This window comes from Bacillus cereus group sp. Bc061 (assembly GCF_027715825.1).
GTDB lineage: Bacteria > Bacillota > Bacilli > Bacillales > Bacillaceae_G > Bacillus_A > Bacillus_A paranthracis.
Genome location: NZ_JAQFTZ010000001.1, coordinates 819,453 through 839,916 on the forward strand (window position 1 = coordinate 819,453; position 20,464 = coordinate 839,916).

Consider the following 20,464-nt stretch of genomic DNA (forward strand, 5'->3'; position numbering starts at 1 on the left):
TTTGTGCATACTTATACATTTTTTCAAAAAAGTATTCCATTTTTCTTCATTTTCTTTTAGAATAAGTAATGTTTTCCTGAAAAAATATAAGAGAAGCGTCTATTAGAGAAAAAGGTGACTTTAATAGTTGAACGAACATAACACCTAGAATGACAGATGGGGTGGTACAAATAGAAAAGAAGTTAGGATTTTTTCCATTAATTGCATTAGTAGTCGGAACAATGGTTGGTGGCGGTGTTTTTAGTTTACCGCATGATTTAGCAGTAGGAGCAAATAGCGGCTCTATCATAATTGGCTGGTGTATTACAGCGATGGGAATGATTCCACTCGCGCTCGTATATCAAACGTTAGCAAGAAAGAAACCAGAGCTTGAGGGCGGGATTTATAGTTATGCACGTGCTGGTTTCGGTGAATATATCGGATTTAACAGTGCTTGGGGATACTGGTTAGCAGGAATTTTAGGAAACGTTGCAACAATCATGTTACTGTTTAGTACATTAGGTTATTTCTTCCCCATTTTTAAAGGTGGAAATAGTGTTGCGTCTATCGTAGGAGCATCACTTTTATTATGGACACTTCATTTTCTAATTTTATTTGGCATTCGTGAAGCATCTATTATGAATGTGATTGCAACAATAGGGAAATTGGTACCAATCGTATTATTTATTGTTGTAATGGTAACAGCGTTTCGCTGGGATACATTTACACATGATTTTTGGGGAGAAGGAACTATTTCAGTTTCCTCTATACTTGGTCAAGTGAAGAATACAATGCTTGTAACTCTTTGGGTTTTCATCGGGGTTGAAGGAGCGGTAGTATTATCTGGAAGAGCGAAAAATAGTCGAGACGTCGGTAAAGCGACAGTATTAGGACTTATTTTAGTAATGTCTATTTATATTTTAATTTCTGTCTTGTCAATGGGAGCGATGACAAGAGGAGAACTTTCTGTTTTAGAAACGCCGTCAATGGGACATGTATTAGAACATGTTGTTGGGACGTGGGGCGCAGTAGCGATTAACATCGGGTTAGTTGCTTCACTTGTAGGTACATTAATAGGTTGGTTTTTACTTGTTTCTGAAATTTCCCATGTAGCAGGAAAAGATGGCGTGTTTCCGAAAGTCTTTACGAAAACAAATAAAAAACAAACACCGCATATGGCATTATGGATCTCAAATGGCGTTGCCCAAGTTATATTTATAATCGTTCTGTTTTCAGAGTCAACATATCAAATTATGTATTTCATAGCGTCAACATCAATTTTAGTACCATATTTATTATCAGCGTTATTCCAATTCAAATTAGTGATTACAAATGAACTAAAAGATGCAAAAGTGAAAAATGGTTCGCTAGCTTTAATTGCTTCACTTTACTCTATATGGCTTATTTATGCAGCTGGTTTGAAGAATTTATTGCTCGTTTCAATCGTATACGGAATTGGGATCATTGTTTATGTGTACGCAAGAAAAGAAAAAGGAAATCGTTGTTTTACTCGTATAGAGAGATATGTAATGTGGGCAATTGTCGTAGCAGCTGTTACATCTCTTTATATGTTATTGACTGGAAATATAAAAATGTAAAAGTCCTTTTCATTTAAAGGGCTTTTTTCTTTGTCTATAGAATATTTAATACATAAGATATTCAGGAGGGATGAAAATGGAAGGAAAAGAACAGTTGAACAGAATTGTTGATTTAGCGAGTGAAGTAAGGAAAGTGTTAGTGCAAGAATCTTTTTTTAATCATCATCCTGAACTGCGAGGAGTGATTGAAAATTTAGCGAGTGCGGTAGAGAATTTGGCGGAATTACAGCAACATAAAGATGAAAACGCTGAAGATCGTTTACGATATGTACTTGCTAAAATGAAAATTGCTCATAATGCCATCTTACAAGAGAAAAACGCATTTCCATCTCATTAATATACGATTTCATTTTGAACCTGGCGGATAACGTCAGGTTTTTTGTTTCTAGTTTTGCGTTTCTTTCATACACTAAGAATAGTATGAAAAAAAGAAGGTGACGAAGGTGAAATTACATAAAGCTCTTCAGCCAAGTTTTATAAAACGAATGTACTATATGAGGTTTATTGGGAAGTTTACAAAAGCAGAGAGTGAGAAGAGTGGAGAGAATTTCTTTGTACAATGCCTATCGCCAATACCATTCACATTGCAAGAGCAATTGAAAAATGAACCATATGTATTTGAAGGTTTATGTAGCAATAAAAAGAATGAAAAAGTCTTTTCGGAATTAAAGAAAAGAAAACTAGAAAAGCAATTGATTATGTTTCGTCTCTATTATGAAAGAGGACATATATACGTGGAGTTAATTTGTACAGAAGAAGCGCGAGAAATAGCAAACGGTTATAAAATGATTCCAGTACCTAAAGTTTCCGATTATAAAAAGGGAGAGTCTTTAGAAAGAAAACTTAGTAATGGTTATTTGTCATTTCTAATGCCAAAATATCCGAAAGACTTTGAGCCCCCTGAGTTATTGTGGCATGAGGGAAGGTTATATGGAAATATATCTTTAAAATCATCGTCAATTAGTTCAATCGCATATTTTGAACAGCAGCGGGAATGTAAGTATATAGAACTTAATGACTGGATGAAGTATGTAGAAATAGCGGTAGAAGATCAATTATATTTTGTAAGCAATCATGTGTATGAGCAATTAAAAAAACGAATAACTGAAGAAGGTAAGCTTGTAGAGGTAGAGGAAATAAAAGTGCAAAAGGATGAATGGGAATGGGATGAGCGTGAATCCGTCTTTTTACAGTATGTGAAAAGTTTTATACGTAATAAAGGGCTATATTTGGATGAAACAGATATTTATAACTTTCATATAAGTACAAAAACAAATATGTTGACGATTCTGGGGGGGATACCAGGTGCTGGAAAATCCCGTTTTGTGCAAGCTTATGCAGAAGCACTTGGATTACAATACGGGGAAGAATTGGTTTGGATCCCGATTTCACCATCATATCAAGAACCACATGATTTACTTGGTTACCTTCATCCAAATGGTACTTTTATTGAAAGTGAAACAAAATTAGTTAGGGCGTTAATGAAGGCAAAAGAAAATCAAAATCAGCTGTATATAATCGTTTTTGATGAAATGAATATGTCACATATTGAGCATTGGTTTACTCCATTTCTATCTGTTCTTCAACTTGAAAAACAAAATCGTATTTTAAATTTATATGAAGGTGTGCAAGAAAAAGAAAATTCAATTCCGCCAACAATTGAAATTGGAGAAAATATTATATTTGTTGGTACTGTGAATTTTGATGAAACAACGAAGGAGCTCTCAGATCGATTATTAGATCGGACGAATGTAATAACTTTACGAAAGATTCCGTTTTGTGAGATGTGTATGGAGCAAGAGAAAGTTGTATTACAACCACCTCTGAAAGTAACTGCAGGAGAATTTCGCATAAATTGGGTCAGGAATAAAACGATGATTGAGGTGTTTTCTGAAGAAGAGTTAGAGCTATTAGATAAGTTACATGGTGTATTGTCATCACACGATACGTCAAAGGGAATTTCTTTTCGATGTGCAAATGCAATTGCTACTTATTTGCAAAATATACCGTTCCAAAATAATCATTCTTATATGATTAGTAGAGAGGAAGGATTTGATTTACAAATAAAGCAACGTGTATTGACGAAAATAAGAGGGACTGAAATGATGGTTGGGTCTTTACTTTCAGAGGAAGTAAAAAGGGGGGCAACATTAGTACCTCTTTTGCAATCTCCACTTGCAAACAGAGTATCTACATTTGAACACTCTTTAGCATATATAAGAGAAAAGCGTAGAGAACTGGAGTTGTATGGTTATGCAAAATGATGGGCGATACGAAACAGAAATCGTTGATACGAAAGAAACGCTTCCTTTTGTATTAAAGTTAATTATTGGAACGGAGTCAAAAGGAGAATATATTTTATTAAATCGTCTTTGTACCTCTGCAACAGCATTAGTTCAATGTATTTATAAAGTGCAAGAATTAAAACCAATTAGATTGCAATACCATTATGAAAATCCAATGAATATTACTTTTATATGGAATAAAGTCTATGAGGGACAGAAAAATATAAAAGAGACAAAATATGAAATAAATGAAAAAAAACAAAAGGTATTAATATATGAACATGGAAAAACGGAATTCTTTTATCCATGGCGTTGTGGTTTATATCATTTTGAGGTGAATATAGAAAATCGAACGTATTATGGCGCTTTTCAAGTCGTTCCAAAAAATTTTTTTGATGATCAATTTGAAATGATTCAAAACTATGTGAAGTCAATTTTAAATGAGTTGATTTTAGATAGAGGTTATTATAAAAAGACTTTCTCTGCACTTAGCGATATTGAAGATTCTTCTTATCTAGTGTTACTTAGAAAGTTGCCGCAAAAAATGAAAAAGATAAAGCAAATTTTTAAGAAAATAGAATCGAGTTCAAAATTTATACATGAATATAAATGGGAAGAAAAGGAGCGGAAAGTAACGAGGAAAGGAGCGGTAGTGGCGGAAAGAAAACCGTACGCAAAATATTATAATCGTAAGTTTATCGAACAAAAAAATAGTATAGAAAATGCATTTCTTAAATTTAAAGCGATGCAATTTTATTTTTATTTACTTGAAGCCGAAAGTTTTTTGCGTCAAACAATTGAAATATTAGAAAGAGAAAAAAAGAAGAAATCAGAAGAATTTCAAGCTGTAAAAACGATTATACAAACAATTGAGCGTAATGGATCAGTGACCGATAGAGAGAAACAAAAATATAAAAATATACATTTACTAAAAGAGGCGGATTTACGAAAAAGTTCTATGAAGATACAAGAATATAAAATTTTAGCACATTTCGTACATGATAGTGTACAATACTTTCAAACTTTAATGCATTCTCCATTTTGGAGAGAAGTTTCTGAAACGGGTAGAATGAACGCACATAATTTACCGATACCACATCAACAATTACTACAGCATTTAGATTTACTCCCACAATATACAGATCAATCTCCATCTTTATTATTTGTTTATAAACCAACTTTTTTAGTGTATGAATATTACGCTTTTTTTATCGTTATTTCCATGTTAGAGCAGATTGGTTTTGAAGCTAGAAATTCCATTCGTGAACAAATACAAGAACATTTTTATGTAGATGGATTACAAGATGGAACGACAGTAGTTTTACATCGAGATGATATGAAAGTCCATGTCGCATTTAATGATTTAATTGAAACACATCCTCTTATTGCATTAAGTAAAGGGAGTAATTTTTATAATGGAGAAGATACGAAGAAGCCAGATATTCGCTTAGACTGTTATGTAAAGGGGGAAGAGAAATACGTCTATCAATCTTCTATTATTATTGAAGTGAAGTATAGCCCAATGTACAATATTTTTCAGCACGTTGGGAATACGAAAGCAACTGAGCAAATGTATAAGTACTGGTCTATAAAATTTGTAGAAGAACAGGATGGAAAGCGAGTCTATCATCGAAGGGCCATTTATGAAGTCATTTGTGTATATCCAGGAAGTCATATGCATAGTAAAAAAATTGAGTCTGGTTGTGGTATTTTCTTACAATTATATCCATATAAAACAAAGCAAGGGGAAGAGAAATTAGCTGGAAAACATGGAATGGTACAAATTTTTGAGAAGTGGTTAAAAAGCATGAAGAAGTAAAAGAAATCCTTTTTTATAAAGGATTTCTTTAGATTAAGAAGAATTATATGCAGTAGGGGAGACGGCTTCATACGATATAAATTTGCAAGTAATATAAATATATTGTGAGAAGGATGGTACATGAGGGATAAGAGATGATTATGATGGAATTTAATTCGTTTTGCAGAATATAATAAGTCATAAATATTTTTAGTTGCATACGAAGATTTGTTCTTATATGATAGATAGTGAAAGCGTTATCAAAAACAGAGCGGCGATGGGAAAGGCGGGGAAATATGTTCCAGCGTGTTCAAACAAAGGAAGAACATTTTTGGTTCGAGCAACTATGGGGAGATTTTTGTGAAGAAAGAAACTTAATGTTCGTAGAACGTAATTTAAATCCATCACGATTTTTATTAATAGAAGATGAACATCATATCGGTACAGTAGAATGTATGAAGTATACGGTACCAGAACAATCAAATTCTGAGTTTTTCTATCCGTTTTCTAAAAATGATTTAGTGAAAGATTTGCAAAATGTATATGAAATAGGCAAGTTAAGTATTGCGAAAACGTCTCGTGGGAGAGGACACTTCAAAAGACTAACAGCTATTTTATTTATGCATGCATTAGAAACAAAAGCAGAATGGTATATCGCAGCGGTTACAAAAAGAATGTATATGTATTTATTAACACTCGGTTTCCCAATTGAACCGATAGATAAGCCATTTCAATTTCATGATACTTTACAAGGTGTACCAGTACGAATTCATGCCCGAAAAGGGGCTACGCATTTGTATTCTTTAAAAGAATTTCGAGATGTAATTCAAGGAAATGCCCATGCACAGGCATTAATCGCAGAATACAGTAAGAATATTATGTTAACCAAATAAAACGAAATGAATATGTATAATAAAGAGAATGCGATTTTAAAATGAAATTATTCTTCATGAAAAAGACCCTTATTATTTTAATAAGGGTCTAAAAATTATAATCCAAATATACTAAAAATCATTTTACGGCGCTTCGGTTTCTTTTCACGTTCATATATTGGCTTTGTATCGGGAGTAATATAGATTGGTTCTTCTTTCTTGAGGGTAGCTTCTAGTTTTTGAATTCGCTCTAACATTTCCTCCATTTCACGGCGATGTTGTAAAAGTTGGTACGTAACAACATCATTTGCCTTATCTTGCATTTGTTCTTCCATTCGATCTAGTCTTCTCGTAATTGTGTTTAATTGAGCGGTTAATTGCTCAAAATCATGTGATGATATGTTTTGAACAATTGTATTTACTTGAGTTTTCAATTCTTCAACATCATTTGATGATGTTTTTTGAGTAGGGTGAGTGTTTTGGGACTTCTCTATTTGTGAAAGATGGTATTCTAACATTTGGTCTAAATCATCTTGTGTAAAAATAAAGTGACCATATTTATTTTTTTCTATAGTAAGATTTAATTGTTGTGCAATCCGGACAACAGCCTTTGGGCTAACACCTAATTTTTTTGCGATAAATGGTGTTTTATATTCCAAAATAATCCCTCCTATATATATCCTGTTGAATGATTTCGATCTATGAAGTAAGTTCCCTTCCAGTGTGACAAAAGAAGTGTGGAATCGGCAAAGAAAGTGTTTTTTCACGAAATGAAGCTAGGAAGAATATATCGTGAATATAAAAGTTTTTATCTTGAAATTTAGAATCATTTGACTGAGGGAAATGAATTAGATTATCATAATGATAAATATCTTTTTTATGTATGCATATAATATATAAAAAGGTGGTTGCTAATGTAGAATTTTGTTAGAGTATTAGAATGCTTACTTCACTTGAATAAAATTAAGTAGGAGGTGGCTTCCTTGCTTACAATGTAAGTAAGGAAAAGTATTTGGACATATATAGTATAAGTATAGTGATTGTTTTAATTGCCTTAACGGCATTTTTCGTTGCAGCAGAATTTGCAATTGTTAAAGTGCGAAGTTCAAGAATTGACTATTTAATTGCAGAAGGAAATAATCGCGCAACATCTGTCAAAACAGTCATTACAAACTTAGACGAATATTTATCTGCTTGTCAGCTAGGAATAACAGTTACAGCACTGGGAATTGGGTGGTTCGGTAAACCTGCGTTAAAGCAAATGTTTGACACATTTTTTGTGAATTTGAACATTTCTACTCAACTAGCAGATATTTTTGCTGTAATTTTAGTGTTTTTGTTTATTACATTTTTGCATGTTGTAATAGGGGAATTGGCTCCAAAAACATTTGCGATTCAAAAAGCTGAACAGGTGAGTTTATTTGTTGCTAAACCGTTAACTTTCTTTTATCGTATGGCGTTTCCATTTATTTGGCTATTAAATGGATCAGCCCGAATAATTACGAAGTTGCTAGGGCTGAAACCACCGAAAGGGCACGATGAAGTTCATTCAGAAGAAGAATTACGGTTATTAGTTTCAGAAAGTTACAAAAATGGAGAGATTAATCAGTCTGAATATAAATATGTAAATAAAATCTTTGAATTTGATGATCGTATAGCAAAAGAGATAATGGTACCCCGAACTGAGATGCATATTATAAGTAAAGAAATGCCTGCTGAAGAAGCGTTGCAAAAAATGTCTCGGGAAAAATATACGAGATATCCAGTTGTTGATGGCGACAAAGATCACGTAATAGGCTTTGTGAATTTTAAAGATATTTTCACAGATTTTGTGCAGCATAATGCGGTTAGTAATAAGAAAGTAGAGCAATATATTAGGCCGATTATTTTAGTTATCGACTCTATCCCAATACACGACTTATTTTTAAAAATGCAAAAAGAAAGAACACATATTGCTATATTGATAGATGAATATGGTGGTACGTCTGGACTTGTTACTGTTGAAGACATTTTAGAAGAAATAGTTGGAGATATTCAAGATGAGTTTGATACAGATGAACAGCCAGAAATTCAACAAGTTAGTGAAACGAAAACAATACTAGAGGGAAAAGTACTTGTTAGTGAAGTAAATACGTTATTAGGTTTAACGATTGATGATAATGGTGTTGACACAATAGGTGGATGGATTTTAACGAAGAATATAGAAATAGCCGAAGAGGATTTCATTGAAATCGAAAATTATAAGTTTTGCGTAAAAGAATTAGATGGACACTATATAAAGAGACTAGAAGTTACAAAAACTGTAGAATCAATTGTTATTTTAGAAGATGAAAAACAAATTTCATTACAAGAACAAATTAGTTCGTAGACTCTGCTAGATGGCAGAGTTTTTTTTGAGCATAATGTTTTTGGCAGAATAAGGGCTATGTTACAATGAAATAAGTCAGACCTTTCACTAGGTGAAGTATTGTTGTATACATATATTTGAAAGGGGAAGAATTATGAAAAAGCATTTATATATAAATGGAGATTGGAAGTCTGTAAACACGTATAAACCATTATACGCACCATACTCTGAAGAAACATTAGCGGAAATTGCGCAAGGAACGGAAGAAGATGTAAAAGAGGCTGTTACTGCCGCAAAAAATGCAATGAAAGAAATGAATACATTATCTGCATATGATCGAGCGACTATTTTAGAGAAAGTCGCACAAAAAATGGATGAAAGAAGAGAAGAATTTGCAGAAATTATTGCAAAAGAGGCTGCAAAACCAATACGTGCTGCAAGGGGGGAAGTAGATCGTACCGTTCAGACATACAAATTTGCAGCTGAAGAAGCGAAGCGTATATACGGTGAGACACTGCCACTTGATGCGGCACCTGGTGCAGATGGGCGTATTGCATACACAATACGAAAACCGATTGGGGTTATAGGAGCTATTACACCATTTAATTTTCCATTAAATTTAGTGGCACATAAAGTGGGCCCCGCAATTGCTGCTGGAAATACAGTTGTATTAAAACCAGCTGATCAAACGCCTCTATCATCTTATGCATTAGTTGAACTATTTGAAGAAGCAGGATTGCCAAAAGGGGCTTTAAATATTGTTTCTGGTCCTGGTTCAACTGTAGGCGAAGCAATAGTTACAAATGATGATGTTGCTTCCATTACTTTTACGGGAAGTCCGAAAGTTGGACTTGGAATTAAGGCAAAGGCTGGGTTAAAGCGAGTTACGTTAGAACTAGGATCGAATGCCGCTGTTATTATTGATGAAGATGTTGAATTAACAGATGAATTAATTGAACGAGTAAAATGGGGAGCATTTGTTAATAATGGACAAGTTTGTATTTCGGTACAACGCGTTTTTGTACATGAAGAGAGACTGGATGAATTTTTATCTAAGTTACAGAAAGCGATGGAAACAGTTGTTGTTGGTGATCCGTTGCTTGAGGAAACGGATGTATCAGCTTTAATTTCGAAAAAAGATGTCGAGCGTATCGATAACTGGGTGCAAGAAGCAGTTAAAGAAGGAGCGAACGTTTTGTATGGTGGTAACAAACGTGATGAAAGGATTTTTGAACCAACTGTATTAACGAATGTTCCAGAGCATGTATCTGTACAGTGCCAAGAAGTGTTCGGTCCACTTATGACAGTAAATACATTTAAAGAATTTGATGAGGCTATAGAGCAAGTAAATCATTCACGTTACGGTCTACAGGCAGGTGTATTTACAAATAATTTGTTTAAAGCTATGCGTGCAATTGATGAGCTTGAAGTTGGTGGTGTCATGATAAATGATATTCCAACGTTCAGAGTAGACCATATGCCTTACGGGGGTGTGAAAGAAAGTGGTACGGGGCGTGAAGGAATTAAATATGCAATCGAAGAAATGACAGAAATGAAATTAGTGTGTATTAAAAAATAAAGGAACTAGAACTTAAACATCGAAAAAAACGAGTAGGAAATGTTTACGATTCCATACTCGTTTTTTTTGTTTATTTGACGTTTCTTAGAATGATTTCATTTAATCAAGTGTACCTTTTACTTCATTTCTTGTTTGAAAATAGCATCTTCTACATAAATTTGTTCTTTGTCGACAGCAGTGCTATGAGATAATACTAAACCGATTGGTGTTTCTGTACCTTTATTTTGAACAATTGTAAAAGGAACATTTTTTTCGTTCGCTAATTTAATGTATTTTGATAAATGTGGGTAAGCAATGCCGCCATTTAGGAATATTTGTAATGATTGAGAAGAGTGCATGCTACTAGCTACTTCAGAATATACATTACTTTGCATTACTTGACCGATAGTTAAAGCGATTTCTACACGCTCACGTAATGTAGTTAAATACATATTACGTTCTTCTGGTTTGTTTTGCTTTTGGCCGTAAATGCCTTCTTGGAGATAATCTTCCACATTTTTATTTACCATATTTTTCACACCTTTCCTTTTCTATTGTACGAAAGAATGAAGCAGGATGCAAAAAAAGTCGCATCGAATATAAAAAATTTGAATGAAAGGAAGGAAAATGGAATGTAACAATCTAAACAATTAATAAAGTTATAAAAATTTTATCAACACATATTAACAAAATGTGACAATAATCTATTAACGAATCATGTTTTTTGTGTTAATATTCAAAATATAAAGGGTGTTCGTCGCATGGAAATGGAGGAATGGAGGTTTTTCCAATCGATAAGGATATTAAAGAAGTATTTTGTTCGCACTTGAAAAACAACAGGCACCAATTCGTTGAGAACTGGAAAAACAAAATGATAATTTCCGATAAAGATCCATTTAGACTAGAAGCAGTTCAAAATGGAGAGGATTTATTAGAGTTTATTATTGAACTTACTATGGAAGAAAAAGATATAAATTATCTTCAGCCATTATGCGAGAAAATTGCTATTGAACGTGCAGGAGCAGATGCGAATATAGGTGATTTTGTTTATAATGCAAATGTAGGAAGAAATGAGCTTTTCGAAGCGATGTGTGAATTAGATGTTAGTGCACGTGAATTGAAACCAATTATGGCCCAAATACATACTTGTTTTGACAAATTAATTTATTACACTGTTTTAAAATACTCGGAAATTATATCAAGAAATTTAGAGGAAAAACAGCAATATATTAACGAAACACATAAAGAAAGGCTGACGATTTTAGGGCAAATGTCAGCTAGTTTTGTACATGAATTTCGTAATCCGCTTACTTCCATTATGGGGTTTGTCAAATTATTAAAGGCAGACCATCCTAGTTTATCGTATTTAGATATTATTTCTCATGAATTAGACCAATTAAATTTTCGCATTTCGCAATTTTTACTCGTATCGAAAAAAGAAATGTGGACTGAATCTGAACGGTTTTGGCTAAATGATTTGTTTCAAGACATTATACAGTTCTTATATCCAAGTTTGGTCAATGCAAATGTTTCTATTGAAAAGAATTTGCCATATCCAATTCCGCTTACTGGTTATCGGAGTGAAGTGAGACAAGTATTTTTAAATATATTAATGAACTCAATTGATGCTCTTGAATCAATGAAAGAAGAACGAAAAATTATCATTGATGTATTTGAAGAAGATCAATCGATTCGGATTGTAATAAAAAATAACGGGCCAATGATTCCAGCTGAAAATGTAGAAACGATTTTTGAACCATTTGTAACTACTAAAAAGTTAGGAACTGGTATTGGGTTATTTGTATGTAAACAAATTGTAGAAAAGCATAACGGGTCCATCATGTGTCGTTCAGATAATGATTGGACAGAATTTCAAATTGCATTTCAAAAATAAACAGTCTACACCAAATGAATGGTGTAGACTGTTTTAATTCGTAAGTATAACGGCTTCTAATTTAGGATCTTTCGTTGAATAACCTAAAATTGAAATTGTATAAATAATGTTCGGTTCGACTTTGAAATCCGGTATAGTTAGTAAGACACTTTGATGATCTGCGAGTGAAACTTCTATATCCGCTGTACCAGGGCTAACTTCTAAAAAATCTGTTATTTGTTTAAAGAGTACATTTTCAAATAAATGATCGCCAGCTTTTAAACTTACATTTACAACAGGGGTATCAGGAGAAAAGTGTGCAAAGCGTATTTTTGCCTGACCTGCTGGTAAATGAGTATTATCAAGCATAGGTTGTAATTGTAGATGATTATCACTATTTATTGCGGCAAAAGTATAAGTGTGATTTCCCATTATTGGTACTAAAGCTGAAAAGATGGGCGTTTCATTTCCAACAGGAACGATATCTATTCGGTACTTACCTTGTACTAATGTTAAATAAGGACTAAATTGTTTAAATGAAATATTTTTAATTACCTTTTGCCCGTTTACTAAAATGTCAACGGCAGGTGTATTTGAAGCAGAGTGAAAAAATCTTATGTGCGATGGTAAAGCAGCTTCTTGTGAATTTCTTTTTTCGTATGCCTGTACAAGATTCGTAAGCGCATCATAATATTTCATATATAGTTCTACATATTTTTTTGGATTATGAAATTGATAGTAACGAGCGAGCTGTTCGTAACGTGCAGCTTCTTGTCCATATTTTTCGATTTCAGATTGAGACATGAACATTCCTCCTTTGTCATCATTAAAACTATATGCTTAGCAAGAATGAGGTTATGCGAAAAAAATTTTTTTTAAAGGGGAAAGGTTGAAAATTAATAATAAGTATTTTTTAAGGATAAGATAAGTTTAGGTGAACGAGAGTTATAATTTTCTAGAGGATACAAAAATATATCATCCATATTGGCAGAGGAAGTGTGTATTTCGAAATGAAAAATTTGAGAGCATAACACGTGACATGTCGAAACCATGTCCTGAAACCCTTAGGAAACTAGGGATTTTTTTAATTATGGGCAAATACACATACAAAGTAATAATTGTCCTACATAAATTATAAAGGAAAGGTAGTTTGAAATTAAGGAAAGGAATGAAACCTTGGGATGGGGATATCCCGCAAGGAATTGTAAATGGAGTTATGGACGGTTTTGTGCTTTATACTGTAGGATGAATTGTGATTTTGTAATACTATTGTTTCTATTTATGTTAGCAAGTGACGGTATTAACTGATAAAAGAGCGTCGTGCCGAACTGATTAATGTGGTTAATCGGTTCTTTTTTTATTGTATAAAACGGATGGAGTTGTATGTGAAATATTGATTTCTTTAAAATAATTGCTATGCATTTAGTAGGATTAATTGTCGAGTTTTGTTTAAAAATATGCAATATAAAGTAGGAGAACAGGAAGGAGTTTAAAGGGAGTTTCGTCGAAGTTTACACAATGTCGGCATTTGAGGGAAGCTGACATTATGTTAGAAAAACATTTAGTGAAGCGTTAACTTTACATAAGGGAGGGGTATTTGAGCGTATAGATAAGGGTTGGTCTTTAAAACAAGTTCTGAATTTTCTGTTTTTGAAATTGGTATTTAGCACTCATTTGTATATTTTATAATAGTTTTTTGATAAATTCACTGCTTTCGCAGAGGGTTCTTTTTTATGAAAGAAACGTCAATTTTCTTCATATATATATACAAATTGGAGAAATGGGGGAGCGCTATGCGCGATTACTTAATTAAACCACTTGTTGGTCAGCCGTATCCAATGATTTCACATGGAAAAGGTGTCTATTTGTATGATCAAAACGGAAATAAATATTTTGATGGCTCGTCAGGAGCAATTACGGCAGGTATTGGGCATGGCGTAAAGGAGATTGCGGACGTTATCAAAAAGCAAGCTGAGGAGATTGCTTTCGTTTATAGATCACAGTTTACGAGTGAACCAGCTGAAAAATTAGCTAAGAAACTAAGCGATTTAAGTGTAGGAGATTTGAACTGGAGCTTTTTTGTGAATAGTGGTACGGAAGCAAATGAAACAGCTATGAAAATTGCAATTCAGCATTTTCAAGAGCGAGGTATTCAAGGGAAACATAAAATATTGTCACGATGGATGAGTTATCACGGTATTACGATGGGAGCCTTATCAATGTCTGGGCATCCACTGCGTAGACAACGTTTCGTGTCAATTTTAGAAGATTATCCAACTATTCCAGCTCCATATTGTTTTAGATGTCCGGTACAAAAGGTATATCCAACTTGTCAGCTTGCTTGTGCGACTGAACTAGAAAGATCAATTGAAAGGATTGGGGCAGAACATATTGCGGCTTTTATTGCTGAACCGATTATTGGAGCAGCTGGAGGTGCAGTCGTTCCGCCGAAAGAATATTATAAAGTTATTAAAGACATTTGTAGTCATTACGATATTTTATTTATTGCTGATGAAGTAATGACTGGGCTTGGGCGTACTGGTGCATGGTTTGCGATGGAGCATTGGGGTGTAGAACCGGATATTATGACCCTTGGTAAAGGTTTAGGAGCTGGATACACACCGATGGCAGCGACGGTTGTAAGTGACCGTGTTATGGAGCCAATTTTACGAGGATCGCGTTCTGTTATGAGTGGACATACGTTAAGTGCAAATCCATTATCTGCAGCAACAGCTCTAGCTGTTATTGAATATATGGAGAAACATAATCTACCTGAAAAAACAGCGGAAAAGGGAGAGTATTTAATAAAAGGATTACAGAAAGTTCAGCAACAATCGACAATCATTGCTGATGTGCGTGGAAAAGGATTGCTGATTGGAGTAGAATTGCAACCGTTTACAAAAGCGTCGGAACTTATTTCGGTTGCAGCTAAAAATGGTCTTCTTTTATACCAAGCTGTTTCAGGGCAAGCAGGAAAAGAAGATAGCGCACTGCTTGTAGCACCGCCAATGACAACTACATATTCCGAGTTAGATGAATTACTTTCAATTTTTGCAAAAAGTGTTGAAGAAATGATGCAAAAAGGAGGGCATAGTATCGCATGACAACTATTACGAATACATTCAGTAAATTAAAAGAGATAGAGGAGGTAATTTCTTTATTCCACGATGATATGACATTAATGTTTGGGGGATTTGGGGGGATTGGCTCCCCTCCATCTTTAATACAGGCCATTTTAGAAAAAGGAGTTACAAATTTAAATTTAATTGGAAATGATACAGGATTTCCTGATGTAGGAATCGGTCGTCTCGTTACGAATGAAAGAGTAAAATCATTAATTACTTCTCATATTGGATCAAATCCAAATGCAGGAAGACAGCTAAACGAAGGAAGGTTACAAATTGAGTTTTCTCCTCAAGGAACATTAGCAGAGCGTATTCGTGCTGGTGGTGTAGGACTTGGTGGCGTATTAGTTGATGTAGGTGTTGATACGATTGTAGAAGAGGGAAAACGTACTGTTGAAATGAATGGTAAAACATATTTAGTTGAAACAGCATTAACTGCTGAGGTTGCGATTGTATATGCGAAAAAGGCAGATCCGTTCGGCAACCTTGTGTTTGATAAGAGCGCTCGTAACATGAACCCTCACGTTGCTATGGCCGGGGATATAACGATTGTAGAAGCAGAAGAAATCGTTCCACTGGGAAGTTTAGATCCAGAAGAAATTGTTGTCCCAGGAGTATTTGTAAATTATATCGTACCGTCGGAAGGAGTGAATTGGAAATGGGTATGGGCGTAGAAGTGAGAGATAAGATTGCTAGACGTGCAGCGAAAGAAATACAAAATGGTATGATTGTAAATTTAGGAATTGGTATACCATCGCTTGTACCGAATCATTTGCCTGACGATATAAACGTTATGTTTCATGCAGAAAATGGAATTGTAGGTATGGGACCTACGCCAAGCAAAGGAAATGAAGACGAAAATTTATGTAACGCAGCAGGTTTGCCAACTTCTCTTATTACAGGAGCAAGTTATTTTGATAGTTGCACAGCGTTTGGGATGATTCGAAAAGGTTTACTAGATATAACGATTCTTGGTTCATTACAAGTAAGCGAGAATGGTGATTTAGCAAACTGGATTGTTCCAGGAAAACGTGTTCCAGGTATTGGAGGAGCAATGGATTTAGCTCAAAAAGCGAAGCGGGTCGTTGTTGTGATGAATCATGTCGATAAATACGGAAATGCAAAAATTGTTTCGGAGTGTACATTACCATTAACTTCAAAAAAATGCGTAGATTTAATTATTACGGATATGGCAGTAATGGAAGTAACGCAGGATGGACTTATTTTACAAGAATTGATGAGCCCATACACAGTGGAAGATATAAAACAACATACAGAAGCGGATTTTAAAATTGGCTCTAACTTACTAGTAATTGAATGAGGGGAGATGTAATATATGGAGCAATTAAAAAAACAAGTTTGTGATTATATTGAGAGTCATGAAGAAGAAAGTGTAAAATTTTTAAAACGATTAATTCAAGAAAAGAGCGTATCTGGTGATGAAAGTGGTGCGCAGGCAATTGTGATTGAAAAATTACGTGAGCTAGGTTTAGATCTTGATATATGGGAGCCATCATTTTCTAAAATGAAAGATCATCCTTATTTTGTATCACCGCGTACAAGTTTTGCAGATAGCCCGAACATTGTGGCAACTCTTAAAGGAAGCGGCGACGGGAAATCCATGATATTAAATGGGCATATTGATGTCGTACCAGAAGGAGATGTGAATCAGTGGGACCATCATCCTTATAGTGGTGAGAAAATAGGAAATCGTATATATGGTCGTGGAACGACAGATATGAAGGGCGGCAATGTCGCACTAATGCTTGCGATGGAAGCAATTATTGAATCTCGTATTGAATTAAAAGGAGATATTTATTTTCAAAGTGTAATAGAAGAAGAAAGCGGTGGGGCAGGAACATTAGCGACTATACTACGAGGATATAAAGCGGATGGTGTCATTATTCCAGAGCCAACAAATATGAAGTTTTTCCCGAAACAACAAGGGTCCATGTGGTTTCGTCTACATGTCAAAGGGAAAGCTGCACACGGTGGGACGCGTTATGAAGGAGTAAGTGCAATTGAAAAAAGTATGTTTGTTATAGATCATTTGAGAAAGTTGGAAGAGAAGAGAAATGACCGAATTACAGATCCATTATTTAAAGGAATCCCGATCCCAATTCCAATTAATATTGGGAAAATTGAAGGCGGTAGCTGGCCAAGTTCTGTTCCTGATTCGTTAATTTTAGAAGGAAGATGCGGTATTGCGCCGAATGAGACTATAGAGGCAGCAAAAGAAGAGTTCGAGAATTGGATTGCTGAATTAAATGATGTGGACAATTGGTTTGTTGAAAATCCTGTAGAAGTGGAATGGTTTGGAGCAAGATGGGTTCCAGGTGAACTAGAAGAAAATCATGAGTTAATTACAACGCTTGAACATAACTTTGTTGAAATCGAAGGGAACAAACCGATTATTGAAGCATCACCGTGGGGGACTGATGGAGGTTTATTTACACAAATCGCAGGTGTACCAACGATAGTATTTGGCCCAGGAGAGACGAAAGTAGCGCATTATCCAAACGAATATATAGAAGTTGATAAAATGATAGCTGCCGCGAAAATTATTGCATGTACATTACTAGATTGGTGTGAGGTGAAAAAATGAAATACTATGAATCTTTTAGAGAACAGACGAATGGCTATACAGTAGAAGGCGTTTTGGACTATTTTAATAAACGTATTCGAGTAGACCACTACACAGGAAATGTTGAGAGAATCATCCAAACAATTGACGAATTAGCAGAGAAACATTCTTTCACTAAATGTATTGTTAAAGGAAAGGGAGAGCATGTTTCAACATGGCTCTCTTTCGGTTTTTTATTAGAAGCAACAATACCACATTATTTTCAAGGTCACGATGCATACTTCTTCGTGAAATTTAATAATGATGAAAGACGAAATAGTATTCATTGGGCTGAGGAAGATACCATTTTAAGCGGAGTAAAAGCAAAAGAAGTAAAGGAAAAAATAGTTCCGGAAAAATTCCTATTAAGAAAAGCGACAGAAGAGGACGCAGAAGAATTAGCAGCTGTCTTTGGAGAAGTATTTGAAGTGTATCCAACTCCTTTAAACGAAGCGAGTTATGTAAAACAAACGATGAAAGAAGACGATACAATTTACTATGTGTATGAATTCGAGGGGAAAATAATTAGTACAGCGTCTGCAGAAATGAATATAAAAGAAGGAAATGCAGAATTAACGAATTGTGCGACCTTACCCGAATATCGTAAACATGGGTTTATGAAAAGTTTATTAATTAAGTTAGAAGAAGAACTTCAAGAAAAATCGATTTTCTGTTCTTATACAATTGCTCGATCGCTTTCTTTCGGAATGAATGCAGCCTTTCATCAGTTAGGCTATACGTATACAGGAAGATTGGCGAACAATTGCTACATTTTTGATAAGCTAGAAGATATGAATATATGGGTAAAAGATTTGTCTAAATAGTACGTTATAAAAATAGAACGGAATCGTCATGCTTATAATCGCACATAGGTATGCCGGAAATTCGGCATAGTATTTGCTGGATTTTCGGCAAGAGGGGGGATGACATTGCTAGCAGTTTCGACACAAGAAGTCATTGAGGCGATTTTGGGCAGTATTGATGAGGCTATACACGCAGTAGATGAAAATGGTATTACAATTTTCTATAATACTGTAGCTGCAAAACACGATGGATCAAAAATTGAAAAAGTGTTAGGTAAACATTTGTTAGAAGCGTTTCCTTCTTTATCTAGGGAAACAAGTACGTTGATGAAAGTATTAGATACAAAAAAGCCAATCGTTCATCAAGTGCAGCATTATCAAAACTTAAATGGGGAAGACATTTGTACAGTAAATACGACGTTACCTATTTTCATAGATGGAAATATTGCTGGAGCTGTTGAAATTGCAAAAGATTATTCCACAGTACAAAAACTTACCGATACAATAGTCGATTTGCAGTCGAAAATAAAGCGGTCATCTAGAAAAAAAGCGGTCAAAAAGGATGTTGCATTTGAGACGATCGTGACGAATGATGCTCGGTTTAAACAGACGAAAGAATTAGCACAAAAAGTAGCCCCAACTGATGCGAATGTTTTAATATATGGGGAAACAGGAACAGGGAAAGAATTATTTGTACAAGCGATTCATGAAGCCTCTAAGCGGAAGAACAAGCCGTTTATTGCACAAAACTGTGCAGCTTTGCCAGAGTCTCTATTAGAAAGTTTATTGTTTGGAACGACGAAAGGTAGTTATACGGGGGCAATTGAACGAGCGGGATTATTTGAACTTGTAGATGGAGGGACATTGTTTTTAGATGAACTGAATTCAATGCCACTCGATTTACAAGCGAAAATGCTACGTGTATTAGAAGATGGTGTTATTCGTCGTATTGGTGATAATAAGACGAGAAAAGTAGATGTTCGCGTTATTACCGCAATGAATCAGCCACCAGAAATATGTTTAAAAGAGAATAAAATTCGCACTGATTTATACTATCGATTAAATGTCTTTTCATTATATATTCCGCCGCTCCGTGAAAGAACGGAGGATGTATTATTGTTAGCGTCTTATTTTTTGAAAGAATATAATAAAAGTTATAAAAAAGGTGTACTTCAAATGGATAAGGAAGCGAAAGAAAGACTACAAGCTTACCAATGGCCTGGAAATGTTCGAGAGTTAAAACATACGATTGAACATGCTGTCATTATTGCAGAAGGGAATACATTAACAGCCAATTGTTTACCGCGTACATTTCGGAAAGAGAGTTTTCCAAAGAAGAAGGGCATATTGCCTCTTAGAGAAGCACTTCATCAAACGGAAAAAAAATTAATAGATCAAGCGTTAATTGAAACAGAAGGGAATATATTACAGGCTGCAAAAATGTTAGGTATCCCTCGTCAGACGCTTCAATATAAACTGAGTAAGTACGACAAAACCGCCGAATAATTGGCGGTTTTTGTGTGTTTGCACCAATAAAAGAGCGTTTACATATATAAAAAGTAATGAATATGATAGTATGTATGGATTTCATACAGTGCTTAAA

At 34.5% G+C, this 20,464-nt stretch carries 17 protein-coding genes; 14 read left to right on the forward strand and 3 right to left on the reverse strand.

Annotated elements, in window-relative coordinates; translation table 11 throughout:
- Positions 1–149: 149 nt before the first annotated feature.
- From arcD to PDQ40_RS04230, 5 genes are all read left to right on the forward strand, one after another.
- Positions 150–1,577: an arginine-ornithine antiporter gene (gene arcD / locus PDQ40_RS04210; protein ID WP_000129462.1), complete on the forward strand. Its 1,428-nt coding sequence runs from the start codon at positions 150–152 to the stop codon at positions 1,575–1,577.
- Positions 1,578–1,653: 76 nt separating this feature from the next.
- The gene (locus tag PDQ40_RS04215; protein WP_000398576.1) at positions 1,654–1,914 is read left to right on the forward strand and encodes a hypothetical protein; all 261 of its coding nucleotides are present in this window, start codon (positions 1,654–1,656) and stop codon (positions 1,912–1,914) included.
- Positions 1,915–2,020: 106 nt separating this feature from the next.
- Entirely contained in the window at positions 2,021–3,841 is a 1,821-nt protein-coding gene (locus tag PDQ40_RS04220) for an AAA family ATPase (RefSeq protein WP_000766181.1), read from the forward strand.
- The gene (locus PDQ40_RS04225; RefSeq protein WP_001178635.1) at positions 3,831–5,681 is read left to right on the forward strand and encodes a hypothetical protein; all 1,851 of its coding nucleotides are present in this window, start codon (positions 3,831–3,833) and stop codon (positions 5,679–5,681) included. Before PDQ40_RS04220 ends, PDQ40_RS04225 begins: the two co-directional genes overlap by 11 nt.
- Before the next feature lie 275 nt (positions 5,682–5,956).
- A complete protein-coding gene (locus tag PDQ40_RS04230) occupies positions 5,957–6,553 on the forward strand; it encodes a hypothetical protein (protein WP_000487805.1) in 597 nt (198 codons plus the stop codon).
- A gap of 95 nt (positions 6,554–6,648) precedes the next feature.
- On the opposite strand, the gene racA is transcribed toward PDQ40_RS04230, so the two are convergent.
- Positions 6,649–7,191, reverse strand: a complete 543-nt coding sequence (racA, locus tag PDQ40_RS04235; RefSeq protein WP_000456007.1) for a chromosome-anchoring protein RacA — start codon at positions 7,189–7,191, stop codon at positions 6,649–6,651.
- Positions 7,192–7,544: 353 nt separating this feature from the next.
- On the opposite strand from racA, the gene PDQ40_RS04240 reads away from it, so the two are divergent.
- Both PDQ40_RS04240 and PDQ40_RS04245 read left to right on the forward strand, forming a co-directional pair.
- A complete protein-coding gene (locus PDQ40_RS04240) occupies positions 7,545–8,900 on the forward strand; it encodes a hemolysin family protein (RefSeq protein ID WP_002163665.1) in 1,356 nt (451 codons plus the stop codon).
- A 133-nt stretch (positions 8,901–9,033) separates the two neighbouring features.
- Positions 9,034–10,458 (forward strand): aldehyde dehydrogenase family protein, encoded by a 1,425-nt coding sequence (locus PDQ40_RS04245; protein WP_000716452.1) that lies wholly within the window; start codon positions 9,034–9,036, stop codon positions 10,456–10,458.
- A 116-nt stretch (positions 10,459–10,574) separates the two neighbouring features.
- Here PDQ40_RS04245 and PDQ40_RS04250 read toward each other — a convergent pair whose 3' ends face one another.
- Positions 10,575–10,967, reverse strand: coding sequence for a YueI family protein (locus PDQ40_RS04250; RefSeq protein WP_214328850.1), 393 nt, complete (start codon positions 10,965–10,967; stop codon positions 10,575–10,577).
- A 245-nt stretch (positions 10,968–11,212) separates the two neighbouring features.
- Between PDQ40_RS04250 and PDQ40_RS04255 the strand changes: the two genes are divergently transcribed.
- A complete protein-coding gene (locus tag PDQ40_RS04255) occupies positions 11,213–12,331 on the forward strand; it encodes a BA2291 family sporulation histidine kinase (RefSeq protein WP_000451748.1) in 1,119 nt (372 codons plus the stop codon).
- 33 nt (positions 12,332–12,364) lie between these two features.
- Here PDQ40_RS04255 and PDQ40_RS04260 read toward each other — a convergent pair whose 3' ends face one another.
- Complete coding sequence (locus tag PDQ40_RS04260; RefSeq protein ID WP_000083263.1) at positions 12,365–13,114, reverse strand: DUF4397 domain-containing protein; 750 nt, start codon at positions 13,112–13,114, stop codon at positions 12,365–12,367.
- Positions 13,115–14,103: 989 nt separating this feature from the next.
- Here PDQ40_RS04260 and PDQ40_RS04265 point away from each other — a divergent pair.
- From PDQ40_RS04265 to rocR, 6 genes are all read left to right on the forward strand, one after another.
- Positions 14,104–15,414 carry an aspartate aminotransferase family protein gene (locus PDQ40_RS04265; RefSeq protein WP_001205894.1) on the forward strand — a complete coding sequence of 437 codons (1,311 nt, stop codon included), beginning with the start codon at positions 14,104–14,106 and terminating at the stop codon, positions 15,412–15,414.
- Entirely contained in the window at positions 15,411–16,109 is a 699-nt protein-coding gene (atoD, locus tag PDQ40_RS04270) for an acetate CoA-transferase subunit alpha (RefSeq protein ID WP_000208119.1), read from the forward strand. The genes PDQ40_RS04265 and atoD overlap by 4 nt, the downstream gene beginning before the upstream one ends.
- Positions 16,094–16,756 carry a CoA transferase subunit B gene (locus PDQ40_RS04275; protein ID WP_000525280.1) on the forward strand — a complete coding sequence of 221 codons (663 nt, stop codon included), beginning with the start codon at positions 16,094–16,096 and terminating at the stop codon, positions 16,754–16,756. Before atoD ends, PDQ40_RS04275 begins: the two co-directional genes overlap by 16 nt.
- A 15-nt stretch (positions 16,757–16,771) precedes the next feature.
- The gene (locus PDQ40_RS04280; protein WP_000436681.1) at positions 16,772–18,040 is read left to right on the forward strand and encodes a peptidase; all 1,269 of its coding nucleotides are present in this window, start codon (positions 16,772–16,774) and stop codon (positions 18,038–18,040) included.
- Complete coding sequence (ablB, locus tag PDQ40_RS04285; RefSeq protein ID WP_048556978.1) at positions 18,037–18,882, forward strand: putative beta-lysine N-acetyltransferase; 846 nt, start codon at positions 18,037–18,039, stop codon at positions 18,880–18,882. Before PDQ40_RS04280 ends, ablB begins: the two co-directional genes overlap by 4 nt.
- 99 nt (positions 18,883–18,981) lie before the next feature.
- Positions 18,982–20,367, forward strand: a complete 1,386-nt coding sequence (gene rocR, locus PDQ40_RS04290) for an arginine utilization transcriptional regulator RocR (protein ID WP_001997445.1) — start codon at positions 18,982–18,984, stop codon at positions 20,365–20,367.
- Positions 20,368–20,464: the final 97 nt, after the last annotated feature.

Coding starts and splice junctions, on each gene's coding strand:
- PDQ40_RS04215 (WP_000398576.1), top strand. CDS start 1,654: ATGGAAGGAAAAGAACAGTTGAACAGAATTGTTGATTTAGCGAGTGAA.
- arcD (WP_000129462.1), top strand. CDS start 150: ATGACAGATGGGGTGGTACAAATAGAAAAGAAGTTAGGATTTTTTCCA.
- PDQ40_RS04260 (WP_000083263.1), bottom strand. CDS start 13,114: ATGTCTCAATCTGAAATCGAAAAATATGGACAAGAAGCTGCACGTTAC.
- PDQ40_RS04230 (WP_000487805.1), top strand. CDS start 5,957: ATGTTCCAGCGTGTTCAAACAAAGGAAGAACATTTTTGGTTCGAGCAA.
- ablB (WP_048556978.1), top strand. CDS start 18,037: ATGAAATACTATGAATCTTTTAGAGAACAGACGAATGGCTATACAGTA.
- PDQ40_RS04265 (WP_001205894.1), top strand. CDS start 14,104: ATGCGCGATTACTTAATTAAACCACTTGTTGGTCAGCCGTATCCAATG.
- atoD (WP_000208119.1), top strand. CDS start 15,411: ATGACAACTATTACGAATACATTCAGTAAATTAAAAGAGATAGAGGAG.
- PDQ40_RS04275 (WP_000525280.1), top strand. CDS start 16,094: ATGGGTATGGGCGTAGAAGTGAGAGATAAGATTGCTAGACGTGCAGCG.
- PDQ40_RS04280 (WP_000436681.1), top strand. CDS start 16,772: ATGGAGCAATTAAAAAAACAAGTTTGTGATTATATTGAGAGTCATGAA.
- PDQ40_RS04225 (WP_001178635.1), top strand. CDS start 3,831: ATGCAAAATGATGGGCGATACGAAACAGAAATCGTTGATACGAAAGAA.
- PDQ40_RS04245 (WP_000716452.1), top strand. CDS start 9,034: ATGAAAAAGCATTTATATATAAATGGAGATTGGAAGTCTGTAAACACG.
- rocR (WP_001997445.1), top strand. CDS start 18,982: ATGACATTGCTAGCAGTTTCGACACAAGAAGTCATTGAGGCGATTTTG.
- PDQ40_RS04250 (WP_214328850.1), bottom strand. CDS start 10,967: ATGGTAAATAAAAATGTGGAAGATTATCTCCAAGAAGGCATTTACGGC.
- PDQ40_RS04255 (WP_000451748.1), top strand. CDS start 11,213: ATGGAGGTTTTTCCAATCGATAAGGATATTAAAGAAGTATTTTGTTCG.